20 protein-coding genes are annotated in these 19141 nt (G+C 67.4%); 18 read left to right on the top strand and 2 right to left on the bottom strand.

Annotated features, from left to right (window positions below; translation table 11 throughout):
- Positions 1-63: 63 nt before the first annotated feature.
- The gene (locus F6B43_RS18775) at positions 64-699 is read left to right on the top strand and encodes a TetR family transcriptional regulator (protein ID WP_211368206.1); all 636 of its coding nucleotides are present in this window, start codon (positions 64-66) and stop codon (positions 697-699) included.
- Between the two features lie 15 nt (positions 700-714).
- Here the strand turns inward: F6B43_RS18775 and F6B43_RS19705 are convergent, their stop codons facing one another.
- Positions 715-891, bottom strand: coding sequence for a hypothetical protein (locus F6B43_RS19705; RefSeq protein ID WP_170285745.1), 177 nt, complete (start codon positions 889-891; stop codon positions 715-717).
- A gap of 216 nt (positions 892-1107) precedes the next feature.
- Between F6B43_RS19705 and F6B43_RS18770 the strand changes: the two genes are divergently transcribed.
- Together F6B43_RS18770 and F6B43_RS18765 are read left to right on the top strand one after the other, a co-directional pair.
- On the top strand, positions 1108-2412 hold the full coding sequence (locus F6B43_RS18770; RefSeq protein ID WP_150450545.1) for a C-glycoside deglycosidase beta subunit domain-containing protein: 1305 nt from the start codon (positions 1108-1110) through the stop codon (positions 2410-2412).
- A 14-nt stretch (positions 2413-2426) separates the two neighbouring features.
- The gene (locus F6B43_RS18765) at positions 2427-3908 is read left to right on the top strand and encodes a C-glycoside deglycosidase beta subunit domain-containing protein (protein ID WP_150450544.1); all 1482 of its coding nucleotides are present in this window, start codon (positions 2427-2429) and stop codon (positions 3906-3908) included.
- A gap of 98 nt (positions 3909-4006) precedes the next feature.
- On the opposite strand, the gene F6B43_RS18760 is transcribed toward F6B43_RS18765, so the two are convergent.
- Positions 4007-4948 carry a LysR family transcriptional regulator gene (locus tag F6B43_RS18760; RefSeq protein WP_150450558.1) on the bottom strand — a complete coding sequence of 314 codons (942 nt, stop codon included), beginning with the start codon at positions 4946-4948 and terminating at the stop codon, positions 4007-4009.
- 232 nt (positions 4949-5180) lie between these two features.
- Between F6B43_RS18760 and F6B43_RS18755 the strand changes: the two genes are divergently transcribed.
- The 15 genes from F6B43_RS18755 (at position 5181) to F6B43_RS18685 (ending at position 19134) form a co-directional block, all read left to right on the top strand.
- On the top strand, positions 5181-6479 hold the full coding sequence (locus F6B43_RS18755) for an ABC transporter substrate-binding protein (protein ID WP_150450543.1): 1299 nt from the start codon (positions 5181-5183) through the stop codon (positions 6477-6479).
- A 67-nt stretch (positions 6480-6546) separates the two neighbouring features.
- Positions 6547-7503, top strand: a complete 957-nt coding sequence (locus F6B43_RS18750; protein ID WP_150450542.1) for a carbohydrate ABC transporter permease — start codon at positions 6547-6549, stop codon at positions 7501-7503.
- 1 nt (position 7504) lies between these two features.
- Entirely contained in the window at positions 7505-8341 is an 837-nt protein-coding gene (locus tag F6B43_RS18745; RefSeq protein WP_150450541.1) for a carbohydrate ABC transporter permease, read from the top strand.
- Positions 8342-8344: 3 nt separating this feature from the next.
- A complete protein-coding gene (locus F6B43_RS18740; RefSeq protein ID WP_150450540.1) occupies positions 8345-8716 on the top strand; it encodes a nuclear transport factor 2 family protein in 372 nt (123 codons plus the stop codon).
- A gap of 16 nt (positions 8717-8732) precedes the next feature.
- A complete protein-coding gene (locus tag F6B43_RS18735) occupies positions 8733-9527 on the top strand; it encodes a TIM barrel protein (RefSeq protein ID WP_150450539.1) in 795 nt (264 codons plus the stop codon).
- Entirely contained in the window at positions 9524-11044 is a 1521-nt protein-coding gene (locus F6B43_RS18730; RefSeq protein WP_150450538.1) for a GMC oxidoreductase, read from the top strand. Before F6B43_RS18735 ends, F6B43_RS18730 begins: the two co-directional genes overlap by 4 nt.
- A gap of 93 nt (positions 11045-11137) precedes the next feature.
- Positions 11138-11533 carry a C-glycoside deglycosidase beta subunit domain-containing protein gene (locus F6B43_RS18725; RefSeq protein WP_150450537.1) on the top strand — a complete coding sequence of 132 codons (396 nt, stop codon included), beginning with the start codon at positions 11138-11140 and terminating at the stop codon, positions 11531-11533.
- Positions 11530-12639, top strand: coding sequence for a sugar phosphate isomerase/epimerase family protein (locus F6B43_RS18720; RefSeq protein WP_150450536.1), 1110 nt, complete (start codon positions 11530-11532; stop codon positions 12637-12639). The genes F6B43_RS18725 and F6B43_RS18720 overlap by 4 nt, the downstream gene beginning before the upstream one ends.
- A 14-nt stretch (positions 12640-12653) precedes the next feature.
- Positions 12654-13694: a sugar phosphate isomerase/epimerase family protein gene (locus tag F6B43_RS18715; protein WP_150450535.1), complete on the top strand. Its 1041-nt coding sequence runs from the start codon at positions 12654-12656 to the stop codon at positions 13692-13694.
- Entirely contained in the window at positions 13687-14484 is a 798-nt protein-coding gene (locus tag F6B43_RS18710; RefSeq protein ID WP_150450534.1) for a nuclear transport factor 2 family protein, read from the top strand. The genes F6B43_RS18715 and F6B43_RS18710 overlap by 8 nt, the downstream gene beginning before the upstream one ends.
- Positions 14485-14508: 24 nt before the next feature.
- On the top strand, positions 14509-14925 hold the full coding sequence (locus tag F6B43_RS18705) for a C-glycoside deglycosidase beta subunit domain-containing protein (RefSeq protein WP_150450533.1): 417 nt from the start codon (positions 14509-14511) through the stop codon (positions 14923-14925).
- A 29-nt stretch (positions 14926-14954) separates the two neighbouring features.
- Entirely contained in the window at positions 14955-16118 is a 1164-nt protein-coding gene (locus F6B43_RS18700; protein ID WP_150450557.1) for a Gfo/Idh/MocA family protein, read from the top strand.
- Between the two features lie 21 nt (positions 16119-16139).
- Positions 16140-17171, top strand: coding sequence for a sugar phosphate isomerase/epimerase family protein (locus tag F6B43_RS18695; protein ID WP_150450532.1), 1032 nt, complete (start codon positions 16140-16142; stop codon positions 17169-17171).
- On the top strand, positions 17168-18136 hold the full coding sequence (locus F6B43_RS18690) for a sugar phosphate isomerase/epimerase family protein (RefSeq protein WP_150450531.1): 969 nt from the start codon (positions 17168-17170) through the stop codon (positions 18134-18136). The genes F6B43_RS18695 and F6B43_RS18690 overlap by 4 nt, the downstream gene beginning before the upstream one ends.
- A complete protein-coding gene (locus F6B43_RS18685; protein WP_150450530.1) occupies positions 18133-19134 on the top strand; it encodes a sugar phosphate isomerase/epimerase family protein in 1002 nt (333 codons plus the stop codon). The genes F6B43_RS18690 and F6B43_RS18685 overlap by 4 nt, the downstream gene beginning before the upstream one ends.
- Positions 19135-19141 lie beyond the last annotated feature (7 nt).

The following is a 19141-nucleotide window of genomic DNA, read 5'->3' as shown; positions in this document are numbered from 1 at the left end:
TTCACCTGAACACCGTTCATGTTAGCGTCAAGGAGTTCGATCGAGTGCAGGGGAGTGGTCCGGATGACACCAGGCGCGGTGCGCAATTCGCGCGAAGACGTCATCGCGGTCGCGCTGCGCCTCCTCGATGAGACCGGCCTGGCGGACGTGACGATGCGGCGGCTGGCCGGGGCCCTCGACGTGCAGCCGAGCGCCCTCTACTGGCACTTCACCGACAAGCAGACCCTGCTGGCGGCGGTGTCCGACCGCATCCTCGACCGTGCCCCCGTTCCTCCGGAGCGGGAGGGCGATACGTGGGCCGGCCGGGCGCTCGCCGCGGCGCGAGCACTCCGCGAGGCCCTTCTGGCCTATCGCGACGGCGCCGAGCTGGTCGCCAGTTCACTCGCGCTCGGACTCGGCGGGAACGCTGCCCGGGAGCGCCTCCGCGCAGCCCTGGGCCTCGGTGACTTCGACGCGTACATCGTGGATGCGGGCGCCGACGCGATACTGCAGTTCCTGCTCGGTCACGTCGCCCACGAGCAGCAGCGCATGCAGGCCGATTCGCTGGGAGTCATCGCCGCCGCTCATGCGGTACGTGCCGAGGATGCCGCACAGCCGTTCGGTCAGGCCGCGGCATTCGATTTCGGCGTGAACCTGCTGCTGGACGGGCTCGCGAAGCACGTTCGCACGCCTTCGCCTGCCGCCCCGCTCGCCGTCTGAGGTCGATCGGGCGCTCTAGTGCTTCTGGCGTTGCAGGATGTGCTGGAGCAGCAGTCGCTGCGTCTGCGCGACAGCGGAAGACACCGGTCGCGCCAGACCCAGCCATTCGCTCGGATCGCGGCGCGATCCAGCGGGTGAGTCGCCGGACGGAGAGCCTTCGGCGGGCGACGGCGGAGGAGTAGAGCCGCTCATCTGATCACTTCTCCCTCGGACGGGGTGCAGTCGAGAGTACTCGCCTGCGATTCGCTGACGCTCTATTGTGCGACCGCCGCGAGGTTGCCGGTCCCGCGCCACGGTTATGCGCACATCCGACTTGCTTATGTAGGAAAGTGGCATTTCTTGCTAGCCTGGTGGGGAATGGTCGCTCGCGCGTGCCTCCGGCCACCACTGATCAGAGAGTGAGCATCGATGCTTCTCGAAAGAGACCTCATCCAGGCCGTCGGCTTCCGCAATGTCCGCGACGGCGACGGGGTCACCGGCTTCCAGCTGCGCATCCGGATGCCGTCGTATCGGGGGATGGCCGCCTCGCTCGTCGACGGCATCTCGGTACGTGTCGGCGACCTGGTCGACGTTCCCGCCGACGCGCCGCTGTGGACGTTCGCCGGTCGCACCTATACGCTGCAGCAGCTGTGGGACAGCGACGGTGTGCGCTGGCCGCTGGAGGAGGCCGCCGTGGTCACCGTCCCGTTCGCCGGCGGGTTGCCCGAAGGCACCCACGAGGTGTCGATCGAACTGCGGCTGCGGATGTCGTATATCCCGCAGGAGCACCAGCCCTCGACCTATCGCGAGACCCGGCATATCACCCTGTCTCCCCAGGCCGACGGCGGCCCCTTCCAGTACGGGGTTTCGCTCTACAGCTACATGACCGATTACGGCACGGTGCTCGACCTCGAAACGGCGCTCGCCGCCGTCGCGGACGTGGGTGCGACGGGCATCGAGATCCTCGGCGAGGGTCACATCGAGGGCTATCCGTCGCCGAGTTCCGCGTGGATCGACCGATGGTTCGCGCTGCTTGAGAAGTACGCGCTCGAGCCGACCAACTACGGCTCATGGATCGACACGCGTCTGCACTCGAGCGGAGTCCACGCCCGAGACCTCACGGCGGCCGAGGGTGCCGACATCCTCCAGCGCGACCTGCGGCTCGCGAAGACGCTCGGCTTCCGCTTCGTGCGACCGAAGATCGGCGTCGTCTCGAGCGATCTGATCCCGCACCCGATCTGGACCGAGTCCGTCGAGCGCTCGCTCGACCTCGCTGCGGAGCTGGATGTCGTCATCTGCCCCGAGATCCATTCTCCGACGCCGATCAAGCACGAGGTCGTCGACGACTACATCGGCCTGATCGAACGCACCGGCACGAAGCACTTCGGCCTGCTGCTGGATACCGGGATCTTCCAGGACCGCCCGATTCCGCTCCGCCCCGGTGAACTTCCGGGCCGGCGCCCCGCGTTCCTCGACGGCATCGGTGTCGACCCTGCCGACATCGCCGACATCGCGAAGTACGTCGTGTTCATCCAGGCGAAGTTCCACGACATCGACGAGAACCAGGAGGATCAGCAGATCCCGTGGGAGCCGGTGCTCAGGGCGCTCAAGGACTCGGGCTACACCGGCTACCTGTCCAGCGAGTACGAGGGCGAACGGGCCCCGTGGCGCTCGATCGAACAGGTCCGCCGCCAGCACTCCCTGATCCGCCGCATCGCCGGCGGTCTCGATTGAAGAACGGACGCACCATGCCCAATGGATTGATCCACGACGACAGCCTGCGGCTGCACCCCGACGGACTCGCGCTCTCGCTCACGATCCCCTGGTACCGCAGCCTCTGGCTGTCGTCGGTGACGAGCCTCGCGCTCACGATCGACGGCGACGAGATCTCCGACGAAGACATCCGCTTCGAGCTCGACGGGGTCTCGTACACGCTCGACGAAATCCCCGAGCAGAGTGAGACGCTCTGGTTCCTGCAGCAGCATCCCCTCCTCGTGGTGCGCAGGGCCGTGCCGGTCGCGCTCGGCGAGAGCCACGACGTCACCCTCGTCGGGCAGCTGCGGCTGCCGTACATGCAGATCGCCCCGGGCACTGACGCTGGCCCCGGCATGTACGTCCCGAACTTCGTGCGCGACGTGCGCACCCTCACGGTGACGGATCGGGATGCCGCGGCCCCCGCGCTCGTCTCAGAGGTGCCACCTCCGCCCCCGGCGACCGAGGAAGACCCGTTCGCCCTCGGACTGACGCTGTACTCGGCGAGCGCCGAATTCCGGGCCGGCTGGTACGACTTCGACGGGCTGCTCGATCGCGTCGCCGAGCTGGGCATCGGACCGGGCATCGAGATCGTCGCCTCGCAGGTCGTGCCGACCTACCCGGTCGTCTCGGACGAATTCGTGCGCACGTGGCGCGCGGCCTTCGACCGCCACGGCTTCGATGAGAGCTCGTTCGGTGCGAACCTCGACATGGGGCGCCGCCGCGACCGCGACATGACGCCCGATGAAGAGTTCGAGTTCAGCGAGCTGATGTTCCACGGCGCGCGGAAGCTGGGCTTCCCCCTGGTGCGCATCCAGAGTGCGAAGCCTGAGCTGCTGCGCAGGCTCCTTCCCATCGCGGAAGACCTGGAGCTGAAGCTCGCCTACGAGATCCACGCCCCGATGGGCCCGAACTCGGAACCCATCATGAAGGTGCGCGAGACGTACGCCGAGCTCGATTCGCCGCTGCTCGGATTCGTCGCCGACTTCTCGTCCACGATGCATTCGATGTCGCCGACGCTGCTCCGCGGCGTCCAGCGCGCGGGGCTCGATGACGAAGCGCTCGACAGGCTGCAGGCGATCTGGGCGACCGACGCGACCATGCAGGAGCGCCAGCAGGAGTTCATCGGCTATCTGAAGAGCCGCGATTTCGACCCCGGCCGGCTCGGGTCCTTCGCTCATCTCGCGTTCAACATGCACGGGCATGTCGCGCCGGAGGAGTGGGCAGACATCATGCCGCAGATCCTCCACGTGCACGCCAAGTTCTACGACATCGACGAGAACGGGCAAGAGCCGGCGATCGACTACCCCGAGCTCGTCCGTGTGTTCGTCGAAGGCGGCTATCGCGGCTACTGGTCGAGCGAGTGGGAGGGGCACGCGTTCGCCGAGCTCGGCGAGGTCGACCCGCTCGTGCTCGTACGGCGCCAGCACGACCTCATCCGCGCGGCGATGCGCTCGCTCCAACCCACGTCGGCCTGACGACCGACCCCTCCGCGAGACGCGGCCAAGGAACCTGCACCCCGCCAGGGAAGGTGCCGGAGCCGCGTCTCGCGAGCCGAACCGGCGGCCGGCGCGTGTCAGGCGGAGGTGTGGACGGATGCTTCGACCAGGCGACCGGCCTCTTCGAACAGGTGACGCATCCACAGGTGTTCGGGGTCGCGGTCGTGCACGGGATGCCACCACAGGGCGTTCGTGAGAGGGGTGGCGCTGAAGGGCAGCTCGACGATCCGGACGCCTCCGACCCCGCGCGCGACGGGCGCGAGCGCGGCCTGGATGAGACCGATCCTGTTGGTGCCGGCGACGAAGTGCGGGAGCGCGAGGAAACTCTCCACGACGACCTCGACGTGCGGCTCGATGCCGAGCTGCTGGATCTGCCGCGCCGCAGAGGTGAACGCCGAACGCGACTGGTAGGTCATCACCCACGGCAGGGCGGCGACATCCTCCATCGTGAGGTCGTCGCCCACCGTGGCGTTGTTCTCGGACACGACGGCGACCCAGTCGTCGTGCCAGAGGTCGGCGAAAGGAAGGTCGGTCATGTGACCGTGCGGGATCACCATCCCGTCGGCGGACCGCAGGCGGTTGGGGGCATCCTCCACGATCGTCTGGTTGTGCAGCATGAAGCGGAAGCGCACTCCGGGGGCACGCTCGGCGGCGAGTTCGGCGACCGCCTTGCCGATCGTGACGAAGCCGTAGTCGCTGCCGTAGATCGCGAACTCGCGGACCGACTCGGTCGGCGCCCACGTGGCCTGACTCTCGAACACTCGGCGAGCTGCCTCGAGGGCCGTCGTCGTGTGCTCCGCGAGCCGAAGGGCGAACGGGGTCAGCTCGTAGGTGTTTCCCCGCCTGGCCAGGATCGGGTCGCCGAAGTGCATGCGCAGACGTGCCAGAGACGCGCTCAGGGCGGGCTGGCTCAGATGGAGCCGTTCGGCGGCGCGCGTGACGCTCCGCTCGGTCAGCAGCGCGTCGAGAGCGACGAGCAGATTCAGATCCAGACGCGAGAGCAGCGCATGATCGGTCACGACGATGTGATCCTTCGGCTTCGGAAGCGGGTGCACGAACTCTATCAGCGTCATCTATGCCACAACCCTGCGGGATAGCTGAGTGCGATGTACGTTGCGACCCTGACTCGCCCCGGCTTATGCCGCATATCGGGAAGACTTATGTGCGTTTTCTGCACATCGCGGGGATACTGAGGGAACAGCAGGCCACTCGATGACCGAGCAGCCGACAACGTAGTCAGAAAGGCTGGACATGACACAGCACCGTGGCTCCCGAGCACTCCGGATCGGCGCGATCGCCATTCCCGTTGCGGGCGCACTCATCCTCGCCGGATGCTCCGGCAGCTCGTCGGGCGGCACCTCCAGCGCCGCGAACACGAACGAGTTCTCCCTCACGTACGCCACCTCGAACAACGTCGAGAGCCCCTTCGAGGTGCTCGTGAAGGAATACGAGAAGGCGAACCCCGACGTCAAGATCACCTTGAACCCGCAGCCGAACGACACCTACGGCGACACGCTGCGCACGCAGCTTCAGGCGGGCAACGCGTCGGACGTCCTCGAGACCGAGGCCGGCAGCGGCCAGACCCGCAGCGTCATCCCCCTCGCCCAGGCCGGGTTCCTCGCACCCCTCGACGACGCGGCCACCGCGCTGATCCCCGCGGGCACGGAGTCGCTCTTCGGCATCGACGGCACCACGTACGGCCTGCCGCTCACGATCTCGTACGCCGGCATCGTCTACAACGAGGTCGCGGCCAAGGCCGCGGGCATCACCGAGTTCGCGAAGGACTGGACGACACTGAAGTCGCAGTGCCAGAGCGCAGCCGCCGCGGGCAAGACGCTGTTCGTGCTCGCCGGCTCGACCGTGCCGAACGCGGGGATCACGGCATCGATCATCGCAGCGACACGCGTCTACGCCGAAACGCCGGACTGGAACCAGCAGCGCCTCGACAACAAGGTGACCTTCGCCGACAGCCAGGGCTGGAAGGACACCCTCCAGACGGTCAAGGACATGTACGACGCCGGCTGCTTCCAGGCCGGTGCCGAGGGCGCGGGCTTCGACGCGATCACCACCGGGATGAGCACCGGCGCGAACGTCGGCTTCTTCGGGCCCCTGGGTTCGGCGACCGAGCTGCAGAAAGCCGCCCCCGACCAGAAGTTCGTCGCGCAGTCCTTCCCGCCGGCGACCTCGAAGGACAAGGCCTACGGCGTCGCAAGCCCGACGTACTCGCTCGCGATCAACAAGGCGTCCAAGAACAGCGTGGCGGCCGCGGCCTTCCTCGACTGGATCGCCCAGCCGGCGCAGGCGGGCATCTTCGCCGATGCCGCAGGCAGCCTTCCGATCAGCGGCCTGAGTGACCTCGACCTGTCGACCACGATCTACTCCGCGGTCGCCGACGAGCTCAACAACGGCGACTACACCCCGCTGGCGAACACCAACTGGCCCAACGCCTCGGTGTACGACGCACTCGCGACCGGAGTGCAGGGGCTCCTCACGGGCCAGTCCACCGTCGACTCCGTCCTGGCGTCGATGGACACCGCCTGGGACCAGTGATCTCATCCGGCGGCCACCGGGGCGAAGAGCCCCGGTGGCCGCCGGTGGACAACGGAGGAACGTACACATGACTGCGACGATGCATCAGTCCGAGACCGAGCTCGTGATCGTGCCCAAGAGGCGCAAGAAGCCGAGTCGGGGCCGCTCCCGGCGGCCCGGTGTCCTGAAGTTCGGCTACTGGTGGTGGGCACTGCCCGGCGTCGTCTTCGTCATCGCGATCCACTACGTCGCCACCGCTGCGGGCGGGGTCTTCGCCTTCACGAACTGGAGCGGGATCGGATCCTTCGACTGGATCGGCCTGGACAACTTCCGCAAGATCTTCGCCGACCCGACGAAGATCGCCGCCCTCCGCAACACCCTGTTCCTCGCCTTCGGCTCGGTCATCCTCTCCAATGTGGCGGGCCTCGTTCTCGCGGTCGGCCTCAACCGCATCCTCAAGACCCGCTACATCCTCCGCACGCTCTTCTTCATGCCGGTCGTGCTGAGCCCGCTCGCCACCTCCTACATCTGGAAGTTCATCTTCCAGTTCGACGGTCCGCTGAACGTGATCCTCAACGCGGTCGGACTCGGATCACTCGCCCGGCCGTGGCTGGCCGACCCCACTTGGGCGATCTGGACCGTCCTCATCGTCGTGGTCTGGCAGAGCACGGGCTTCGCGATGGTCATCTACATGGCCGGGCTCGCGAGCGTTCCCGTCGAGATCGAAGAGGCCGCCGCGATCGACGGCTCGAACCTCTGGCAGCGCTTCTGGCACGTCACCCTTCCGTCGATCCGCCCGGCGATCGCGATCGCGACCACGCTGGGTCTCGTGCAGGGGCTCCGCATCTTCGACCAGATCATGGCGCTCACCGGAGGCGGGCCCGCGAACGCGACGGCCACCCTGGCGACCGAGGTCTACAAGCAGGCCTTCTCGCTCGGCAACTTCGGGTACGGCGCGGCCCTCGCCCTGATCCTGACCATCATCATCCTGATCTTCGCCGTGCTCCAGCAGCGCGTTGCGCAGGGACGGACCACGGGAGACTGACATGTTCCGCTACACGAAGCTCAGCGCCCTGCGCGAAGTCATCTTCTGGCTCGTCGCGATCGTCTACCTCGCCCCCTTCTACTTCCTCATCACGATCTCGCTCAAGGGTGACAACGAGGTCTTCGCGACGTCGAAGCTCGCCCTGCCGACCACCCCGACACTCGACAACTTCGCCAAGGTGCTCACCGCCACGGGGCAGTCCAACGTCCTCCTCGGTCTCCTCAACAGCATCATCATCACGGCCGGGAGCATCTTCCTGATGGTGCTGCTCGGCTCGCTCACCGGGTACGTGCTCGCTCGCAGCACGCGCCGCTGGAGCACGGTGGTGTACTACCTGTTCCTGGTCGCGATCGTGCTTCCGACGCAGCTCGGCACGGTGCCTCTCTACATCGGCGCGCGCACGCTCGGCCTCACAGGCTCGGCGTGGGGAATGATCATCCTCTACAGCGGGATGCTGATGCCGCTCGCGATCTTCCTCTACGCCGGGTTCTTCCGAGGCCTCGGCACCGAGTACGAGGAAGCGGCCGCGATCGACGGCGCGAGCCGCACGCAGATCTTCTTCCGTATCGTCTTCCCGCTGATGGCACCGGCCACCGGCACTGTCGCGATCCTCGCGGGACTGATCGTGTGGAACGACTTCTTCACGTCGCTCATCTTCCTGGGCGGCTCGACCGCGCAGACCCTGCCTGTGGCCATGTACTACTACATCGGCTCGCTCGTCTCGCAGTGGAACCAGATCTTCGCGATCGTGATCATCTCGATGATCCCTATCCTCGCGTTCTACCTGTTCGCCCAGAAGCGCTTCATCCAGGGCTTCGCCGGCGGCTTGAAGGGCTGAATCATGACCGACAACCGCGCCGCCTTCGAGAGGTTCTGCGACCTCTTCTACACGCAGAAGACCGTGGCGGATGCTTTCGCCTACCTGGTCTCGGACCACTACACGCAGCACAACCCCAACGTGCCGGACGGACCCGACGCGGCGATCGAGATGCTGACGCCGAAGTTCGACGGATCGCCCGACGCCACGTTCGAGATCCAGCGGATCCTCGTGGACGGCGACCTCGCCATGGTGCACGTGAAGGCCTCGCGACCCGGGGCGCCCGACGCCGCCGTCGCGGACATCTACCGATTCGAGGACGGCCGGATCGTCGAGCACTGGGACGTGCTGCAACAGGTCCCCGTGCATGCCGCCCACGACCATCCGATGTTCTGACCCCGAAGGACGATCCATGTATCAGCTCGCACCCAACATCGAACTCCTCTTCACCGAGGCCGGCGACTATCACGACCGCGTGCGCGCGGCAGCAGCAGCGGGCTTCACCGCGGTGGAGATGTGGGGGCCGACCGGCGTCGACGCCCCGGCCACGCCGAAGGACCTGCCCGCGCTCAAGGCAGCGCTCGAAGAGACCGGCACCGAGCTCACCGCTCAGCTGAGCGAGCCGCGCACGCAGTTCATGATTCCGCCGTGGGATCACTCGGAGTTCTACCGCAAGCTCGACGAGGGCGTCGAGATCGCGCAGATGCTCGGCTGCCCGCGCATCGTCGTGGGCAGCGGTACGGGCTTCGGCGGCTGGAAGCGCCAGGTGCAGCTGGACAAGCTCGTCGAGATCTACCAGAAGGCGACCGCCCAGATCGACGGGTCGGGGATCACGCTCGTGCTCGAGCCGGTGAACGTGCGCGTCGATCACCCGGGATCGCTACTTGACCGCACGAGCGAGGGCGTCTACGTCGCCCGTGGCGTCGACTCGCCCTTCTTCGGCGTCCTGTACGACCTCTACCACTCCACCGTCGAGGGCGAGGACGTCGCTGCCGAGCTGGCGAACGCGGGTGACCTGATCCGCTACGTGCAGATCGCCGACGCACCGGGCCGTGGCGAGCCGGGCACCGGCTCGATCGACTGGCCCGCGGCGCTTGCGACCCTCCGGGCGTCCGGCTACGACGGTCCGATCGGGCTCGAGTACTACCCGCAGACCGCCTCGACCGAGTCGGTGAAGCTCATCTCGCAGCTCGCGGCCGACGCATGAGCGACCGGGAGTACCCGGCATCCGTCGACGTCGCGATCGTCGGCAGCGGGCCGACCGGGGCGGCCTACGCCCGCATCCTGAGCGAGCGCGCGCCGCAGGCGACGATCGCGATGTTCGAGGTCGGGCCGACCGTGTCGGACCCACCGGGTGCGCACGTCAAGAACATCGAGGACACCGCGCGGCGCGCCGAGGCGCAGCATGCGTCGCAGGGCCCGAGCGCGGACGCCGCCACGGTCAGCTCCCCGGGTGCCGTCAAGAGCGGGCAGCGCATCGGCCGGCCGGGGACGTTCCTGCTGGCGGACGGTTACCAGCTCGACGACGAGGACGGCCTTCCCGTCGCGGCCATGTCGAGCAACGTCGGAGGGATGGGCGCGCACTGGACGGCGGCGTGCCCGCGACCCGGAGGCAGCGAGCGCATCGCGTTCGTCGAAGACCTGGACCAGCTGCTGGATGAGGCCGATCGCCTCCTGGGTGTCACGACCGACGCGTTCGACGGCGCGCCGTTCGGCGCTCTCGTGCGCGAACGGCTCGCCGCGGCGGTCGACGAGGGCCGCGCCGCTGAGGCCCGGGTGCAGCGGATGCCGCTGGCTGTGCACCGACGGGAAGACGGACGTCTCGTGTGGTCGGGGTCGGACGTCGTCCTCGGTGAGGCCACCCGTTCGAACCCGAACTACTCGCTGCACGACGAGTCGCTCGTCACGCGCGTCCTCGTGGAGGGCCGTCGTGCCGTGGGTGTCGAGGTGCGCGATCAGCGCACCGGCGAGAGTCACGAGGTGCGCGCGCGCGTCGTCGTCATCGCCGGGGATGCGCTCCGGACTCCGCAGCTGCTGTGGGCCTCCGGCATCCGTCCCGATGCCCTGGGGCGCTACCTCAACGACCAGGCGCAGATCGTGTTCGCCACGCGGCTGCGGGATGTGCCCGACCTCGCGACCGACGTGCCCGCCGACGGCACGCTCTCTGAGTACAGCGGGGTGAGCTGGGTGCCGTTCACGGACGACATGCCCTTCCACGGGCAGGTCATGCAGCTGGATGCCTCGCCCGTGCCGCTCGCGGACGACGATGTCGTGCAGCCGGGATCGATCGTGGGCCTGGGGCTGTTCTGCGCCAAGGACCTGCAGCGCGACGACCGGGTCGTCTTCGACGATGTGGCGGTCGATTCGTACGGTCTTCCCGCGATCCGCATCCACTACCGGCTCACCCCCCTCGACCACGAGGTGATGGACCGGGCCCGTGAAGAGATCGTCCGCCTCGGGCAGGCCGTCGGCGATCCCCTCGACCCGCGCCCGTTCACGATGCCGCTCGGCGCGTCGCTGCACTATCAGGGCACGACGCGGATGGGTGAGGTCGATGACGGCGCGAGCGTGTGCGACGACCGCAGCCGGGTGTGGGGCGTGGACGGCCTGTACGTGGCAGGCAACGGTGTGATCCCCACCTCGACGGCGTGCAATCCGACCCTGACATCGGTGGCGCTCGCGGTGCGCGGTGCCCGCACGATCGCCGATTCACTGGCATCCTGATCTTGCTTATGTCTGAAAACGACATTAGAATGTGGAAATAATGACAAAGAAGTCGGCGAGCTCATCTCGCCTCTCACAGACGAGGAGGTCGTGGTGATCCCCGACCGCATCATCGAGCAGGGCACTCTGACGACCGACGGCGCGCGCGCCGCCGTCGAGGTGCGCATCCCCTGGTATCGGGCCCTCCCCGGCTCCTGCATCGCCGGGGCCGGTCTCACGATCGACGGCGTTCCCGCGTCGACCGAGTCGCTGCGCTGGCGGATGAACGGCCGCGAATTCACGTTCGCCGAGCTGTCGGCCAGCGCAGACGAATGGTGGTTCCCTATGGACTCGGCCGTTCTCTCCGGAGACGTGCCCGTCAGCGCGGATGCCGAGCACAAGGTCGACGTCGAGCTGACGCTCTTCATCCCGTACATCATCATCGGCGACGGCGAGACGCTGCACATCGAGGAGCACGACACCAAGACCATGAAGGCGGTCGCAGCATGACTCTCGCACAGGCACCGGGGACGCCCGTCCAGGGCGTCACGCTCTACAGCTTCACCCGTGCGTTCCACGGGCGCGAGTACGACCTCGAAGGTCTCATCCGGAAGGTCGCGGCCGACAGCCTCGGCCCGGGGCTCGAGATCATCGGGTTCTCGAGCTTCCGCGGCTTCCCCGAGGTCGACGACCGGTACGCGGGCTGGTTCCGCGACCTCGTCGACGAGGTCGGGCTCGTGCGCACGTCGCTCGCGGTGAACGCCGATATCGGCATCCACCGCGACCGCCTCCTGAACCAGGACGAGCTCATCGAGTACATGCGGCGCCAGATCGCCGCGGCCGCGAAGCTCGGATTCCCCGTCGCGCGGGTGCAGATCTCGATCACCCCCGACTCGATGGAAGCCCTCGCGCCGATCGCCGAGGAGTACGGCGTCCGGCTCGCCCTAGAGGTGCACGCCGATCAGTACGCCTCGCATCCCCGGATCCTGGCGCTGCGCGACCGCTTCGAGAAGGTCGGGTCGCCCTACCTGGGCTTCACGATGGACTGGGGCGCGACAGTCTCGGGCTTCGCCCCGTCGCTGATCGAGGCCTACCGTCGTCGCGGAGCATCCGAGGAACTGCTCGCCAAGGTCGTCGACCTGTGGAACGTCTACTACGAGCAGGGACCGCCCGTCGACCAGACCGAGCACGGGCAGCGGTTCGGCTCGTTCATCGGACTCGCCGCGCAGAACGGCCGACCGGATCTCGGGATCGATTTCGGGATCAACGGGACGGGCCTGTTCGGCCCTGCGCGCGTGGATGACTGGCTCGAGATCATGCCGTGGATCACCCACGTGCACGGCAAGTTCTTCGGGATCGACGAGAACGGTGAAGAGCCGTCTGTGCCGGTCCGCGATCTCATCGCGCTCCTCGTCGACAACGGCTACAGCGGCGCGATCTCGAGCGAGTACGAGGGCTGGCACTGGAACTACTGGCAGAGCCCGTTCGACATCATCGCCGGTGAGCAGGCCGTCCAGCGTTCGGCGGCGACCGCTGCCGGTTCGCGCATGATCACCGATGCGGGCGAGGCCCGCAGCATCCTGTCCGCCCATCACGCAGTCGCCGCGCGCGCCTGAAGAAAGGCATGAACATGTCTGAAGAGAACGGCATCGCCGGCACCGGCATCAAGCTGGGGACGACCCTCTACTCGATGACGAGCGAGTTCGCGGCCGGGCTGTACACGCCCGAGACCCTGATCGCGGCCGTCGCAGAAGAAGGCATCGGCCCGGGCGTCGAGTTCAACATCGCGCAGCTGCTGCGCACGTATCCCGACGTCGACGATGCGTTCGTGAAGCTGTGGTTCGACTCGCTCGAGAAGTACGGCCTCGAAGCCAGCGCCGTGGGCACGAACCTCGACATGGGTCGCCGCAAGGACCGCGACATGACTCTCGACGAAGAGCACGACTTCCTCGCCCGGCAGCTGAAGACCGCGCACACGCTCGGCTTCAAGAAGGTCGTCATCCGCTCGCACGGCAAGGAGCTGCTGCGCAGCCTCCTGCCGCTCGCCGAGAAGTACGACCAGTACCTCGGCTACGAGATCCACGCACCGTCGGGACCGAACAATCCGCAGGTGCTGCAGATGCGCGAGATGTACGACGAGCTGCAGTCCGAGCGCCTCGGCTTCACCGCCGACTTCTCTTCGACGATGCACTCGCTGTCGCCGACGCTGCTGCGCACGCTCGGCCAGATGGGCATGGACGAGAAGCATTTCCCCGTGATGGACGAGATCTGGCACGAACAGGCGCCGATGCACGTGCGAAACCAGAAGTTCGAGGACTACCTGTCGGGGGAGGGCGTGGATCCGCTCCGGTTCGGCCCGTTCACGCGCCTCGCCTTCAACATGCACGGACTCGTGCCGCCGGAGGAGTGGCTCGACATCATGCCGCAGATCTTCCACGTGCACGCCAAGTTCTACGACATCGGCGCCGACGGAGAAGAACCGGCGATGGACATCCCGCGGATCGTCCGCCAGTTCGTCAAGGGCGGGTACCAGGGCTACCTCTCCAGTGAGTGGGAGGGCCACGCGTTCTCCGACCTCGGCGAGTCCGACCCGATCGACCTGGTCAAGAAGCAGCACGCCCTCATGACGAAGGCGATCGAAGAGACCGTGAAAGAGGATGCTCATGTCTGACACCGTCATCGAGGTACCGCGGGCCGAGCCCTCGCTCGCGCAGCTCCAGGAGCAGATCGAGAGCCTCCGCGCCCAGGTCGAGGATGCGACGCGGCTCGCGCAGCGCGCCGAAGACCGCGGGCAGGTCGAGAACCTCTTCAACCGGTACATGTACCTGCACAACGCGTTCCAGGACGAGCAGATCATCCCGCTCTGGGTCGCCGAGGGTACCGAGGGCATCCGCGCGCGCTACACGAACGCCGGCGAGTACACGACCTGGGAGAGCGTGACCCGCTACCACCGCGATCGCCCGAGCCCCGAGGGCAAGCTCATCCTCCACGCGACGACGACCCCCGTCATCGAGGTCGCGGGCGACGGCGAGACCGCCAAAGGCGTCTGGCTCATGGCCGGCACCGAGTCGGGCCTCACCGACCCGAAGGTGGCCGAGGCGTTCCCCGACATGTACTCGCCCGATGAGGTGCTCGGCAAGAAGGTCTGGGCCCACTGGGTGTGGTGCAAGTACGCGATCGACTTCCGCAAGCAGGACGGCGAGTGGAAGTTCTGGAAGTTCCGCTGCTACGAACTGGCCCGTGCGCCGTTCGAAGAGAACTGGGTCAGCTTCGGCGTGAAGAACCAGGGCGCTTTCGACCTGGATCTCATGTACTTCGGCGACGACGGCAAGCCGGTGTTCATGCCACCGGCCGACGCACCGGTGCCGAGCCAGAACCACCCCTACAGCCCGACCACCGTGCAGAAGCTCGAGCCGGTGCCGCCCGTGGCGCACGACACGTTCGTCGACACCTTCCACTGATCCACGTCTGACCGAGGAGCCCTCATGGCCACCCACAACTCCCTCTTCTCCGAGAACGACGTGCACCGTCGCGACGACGCGATCGCCGTCTCGGTCCAGATCCCCTGGTACCGCAGCCTGTGGCTGTCGGCGGTCGACGATGTCGCCGCATCCGTGAACGGCGTCCCGGTGCCGAAAGACGACCTGCGTTTCGAGCTGAACGGCACGAGCTACCGCATCGAAGAGCTGCCCGAGCAGTCCGAGACGCTGTGGTTCGTCGCCGACAAGCCCGAGATCGTGATCCCGCTCGATCATGCTCCGGCCGCGGGCGAGAAGCTCACGGTCGAGGTCGTCCTGACGATGCGCCTGCTGTACATGCAGATCATGCCCGGTGTCGACGGTGGCCCCGGCCGCTACGTGACCAACCGCGTCCCGGTCGAGCGCGAGGTCGTCCTGGCATGACCGGGCAGGGTCGGCCGCTGCGGGTGGCGATGATCGGATACGGCTTCATGGGGGCCACCCACTCGGTCGGCTGGCGTCAGGCGCCGCGGGTCTTCGACCTGCCCGAATCGATCGAGATGACGGTGGTCGTCGGCCGGAACGCGGATGCCGTGGCCGCCGCGGCCGAGAAGTGGGGCTGGCTCGAATCGGCCACGGATTGGCGCGACGTCATCGGGCGCGACGACATCGACATCGTCGACATCGTGACGCCGGGGGATTCGCACGCCGAGATCGCGATCGCGGCGCTCCAGGCAGGCAAGCACGTGCTCTGCGAGAAGCCTCTCGCCAACTCGGTCGCCGAGGCCGAGGCGATGCGGGAGGCGGCGGCCAGGGCCGCCGAACGCGGCGTACGGTCGCTGGTCGGCTTCACCTACCGCCGGGTTCCGGCGGTGACCCACATGCGCGACCTGATCGCCCAGGGGGTGATCGGCCGCGTGCAGCAGGTGCGCGCCGCGTACCGTCAGGACTGGCTCGTCGATCCGGACGTGCCCCTGGCGTGGCGTCTGCAGAAGGAGCACGCCGGATCGGGCGCCCTGGGAGACATCGGGGCTCACATCATCGACATGACGCAGTTCGTGACCGGACAGGATGTCACGGCGGTGTCGGGCACGATCGAGACGATCGTCTCCGAGCGACCACTGCTGGGTTCGGGCTCCGGCCTGTCCGGCACCGCCGCGGAGGGGACCGGCAGGGTCACCGTCGACGACGTGGCGATCTTCGCCGGGCGCCTCGCGGGCGGCGCGCTGGTGTCGTTCGAGGCGACGCGGTTCGCGACGGGGCGGAAGAACGCCCTGACGATCGAGGTCTCGGGCGACAAGGGCGCGCTCGCGTTCGATCTCGAAGACCTCAACAGCCTGCAGTTCTACGACCGCACGGCGCCGGAGGACCGGCAGGGTTTCGCCAAGATCCTCGTGACCGAACCCGTGCATCCCTACGTCGCCGCCTGGTGGCCCGCGGGTCACATGCTCGGCTACGAGCACGGGTTCACCCACCAGGTCGTCGACTTCGTCACCGCGATCGCCGACGGCACCGAACCGCATCCGAGCTTCGCGGAAGGGCTGTCGGTGCAGCGCGTGCTCGACGCCGTCGAACGCTCCAGTGACCACGATTCCGCCTGGGTCCGCGTCGCCGCGGATGCCCCGGCATCCATCTGAGATCTTTCGAAGGAGACGTCAATGGCGCGCCCCGTCACCCTGTTCACCGGCCAGTGGGCCGACCTGCCGTTCGAGGAGGTGGCGCGACTCGCGGGCGAGTGGGGCTACGACGGCCTTGAGATCGCCTGCTGGGGCGATCACCTCGATGTCTCTCGATGGGACGACGCGGACTACGTGCAGTCCAGGCTCGACATCCTCGAGCGCAACGGCCTGAAGGTCTACGCGATCTCGAATCATCTCACCGGCCAGGCCGTGTGCGACGACCCGATCGACGAGCGGCACCGCGACATCCTGTCCGACCGGGTGTGGGGCGACGGCGACCCGGAGGGCGTGCGTCAGCGCGCCGCCGAAGACCTGAAGAACACCGCCCGCATCGCCGCCAAGCTCGGCGTGAAGACGGTGAACGGATTCTCGGGCTCGTCGATCTGGAAGGCGGTGGCCATGTTCCCGCCGGCCTCCGATGAGTTCATCGCTCGCGGCTATCGGGACTTCGCTGACCGGTTCCACCCCATCCTCGACGTCTTCGAAGAGGTCGGGGTGCGATTCGCGCTCGAGCCGCACCCGTCCGAGATCGCATACGACTACTGGACGGCGAAAGACACGCTGGATGCGATCGGGCACCGCGAGAGCTTCGGGTTCAACTTCGACCCGTCGCACTTCGTCTGGCAGCAGCTCGATTCGGTCGCGTTCGTCCTCGACTTCGCCGACCACATCTTCCACGTGCACGTGAAGGAGTCGATCACGAACTTCGACGGGCGGGGCGGCGTGCTCGGCTCGCACCGACCGTGGGCCGACCCGCGCCGCGGGTGGACGTTCGTCTCGACCGGTCACGGCGCTGTGAAGTGGGAGCCCCTGTTCCGGGCCCTCAACGCGATCGGCTACGACGGACCGACGAGCGTCGAGTGGGAGGACGCCGGAATGAACCGGCTGATCGGGGCCCCCGAAGCCCTCGCCTTCGTGCGGAAGCTCAACGACATCACCCCGCCCGAGGCCGCGTTCGACGCTGCCTTCTCCTCGGCAGCCTCGAACGCCGACAAGAGCGACACGGCATGACGAACGCGACCGATCAGCCGCGCGTCAAGTGGAGCTACATGGACCACTGGCGGAGCCAGGGGCCGGCCGGCCCGATCGATCAGTGGCAGTCGCGGCTCGCGATGACCCGTTTCCTCCGGCAGGTCGCTGCCGTCGGCTTCGACGCGATCGACACGTTCGACTTCCGGTTCTGGCAGATCCTCGAGCAGTATGGCTCGGTTGCGAACTATCAGGAGTTCGTGCAGGAGCAGGGCCTCGAGCGCATCGTCAATACGTTCCACGGGGTCTACTACACGCCCGACCGGTACGCGCCCGAGGTGCCGGCGACGCACGACACGATCCTGGAGGATTTCAGGGTCACGATGGACCGGTGGTCGGGCATCCAGCTCGACAACATCATCGTGATGCCGGGATCCCGCTACTTCGACGAAGCAGGCGTGAGCGATGACGGGCTCAAGCACGCCGCAGAGGTCTGGGGCAAGGTCGGCGAGATCACGCAGCAATACGGTGTGAACCTCACATGCCACCACGAGTTCTACGGCGGAATCCGCACGCGGGCGCAGATCGACACCTTCTACGACTACGCCGACCCGCGGTTCGTGAAGTTCTTCGTCGACACCGCGCAGCATTGCATCGCCGACGTCGATCCCGTCGATGTGTACGAGGCGCACCATGAGCGGGTCACCGGGTTCCATTTCAAAGACACGCGCACGAAGGATGTGAACGACGACTATCGCCTGTGGCCGGATGCCGAGCTCTCGGCCGTGACGACCGAGAAGTGGTTCTACGAGATGGGCACCGCCGAAGGTCTCGTCGACTTCGAGTCGATGATGCGGTCAGTCCGCGATCACGGGTATTCCGGGTGGATCAGCGTCGAGCACGACAAGGCCGACAAGATCGGCGGCGACTACTCCGAGAGCACGGCGATCGCGCGCTGGTACGCGAAGAACGTGCTCGACGGCATCTATGCGGAGGGCGCGAAGTGACCGGCATCCGATGGGCGTACGCGCTCAACCAGTGGGATACGAACATCGACGCGTTCGTGCGCCGCCGCGATCACGAGCGCGCCTTCAAGACGATCTCGATCAGCGGGTTCAGCGGGGTCGAGTTCACGGCGGTCAGCTTCGGCCCGTGGGAGCCGTTCGGCAGCCCCGCGGAGATCGCGAACCTGTACGGCTCGATCGAGCAGCTGCGCTCGTTCCTCGCGGACTGCGCCCTCGACGCGGTGAGCAGCTACGTGTACGACCCGTTCGTGGGCTTCGACGTCGAGATGGGGCGCGGACCGGATCCGCTCGACCCCGATTCGCTCGAGCCCATCGCGGCAACCGCGGTGTGGTTCGCCGACGCCGTCCATCGCCTGGGCGGCGACGCCCTGGTCGTGCGACCGGTGGGGTCGGCGTGGCAGACCGGACCGCTCAGCGACGAGCAGATCGGCACGCTGGCGCGACTGTGGAACGAGGTGGGCAGTCGGATCGCCGCGGGCGGGGTGGGCCTTGCCCTGCACGTCGACTTCCTCTCGGCGCTGCGCCTGAGCAACGGCATCGACCGCCTGCTGGCGGCGACCGACCCTGCGCTCGTCGGGCTCGCGCTGGACACCGCCGAGCTGGCGGTCGCCGGGATCGAGCCCGTGGAGTTCTTCCGCACGCACGCGGATCGCGTCCGCCACATCCAGCTCAAGAACGCGCGTGCCGTGGTCGACGAGGCGGAGGCGTTGACCCCGCACGCCGAACAGTTCGTCCGCACGGAGGGCGGCTCGCGGCGGATCGAACGCTGGTTCTTCGAGCCCACCGACGAAGGCGGCCTGATCGACTTCGAGGCGTTCGCGCAGGCGGTCGCCGAGTCGGACTACTCGGGATGGATCGTGGTCGAGTCGGATCAGAGTCCGCACCCTGCCGAGAGCGCGATGGTCAGCGGCTGGTACGTGCAGAAGGTCCTCCGTCCGATCGTGGAGGGCTCCCGGAGAGCGGTCGGGGCCTCTCGGTGATCGACCG

Source organism: Microbacterium rhizomatis (assembly GCF_008710745.1).
GTDB classification, from domain to species: domain Bacteria; phylum Actinomycetota; class Actinomycetes; order Actinomycetales; family Microbacteriaceae; genus Microbacterium; species Microbacterium rhizomatis.
This window is presented reverse-complemented; position numbering and strand designations above follow the sequence as displayed.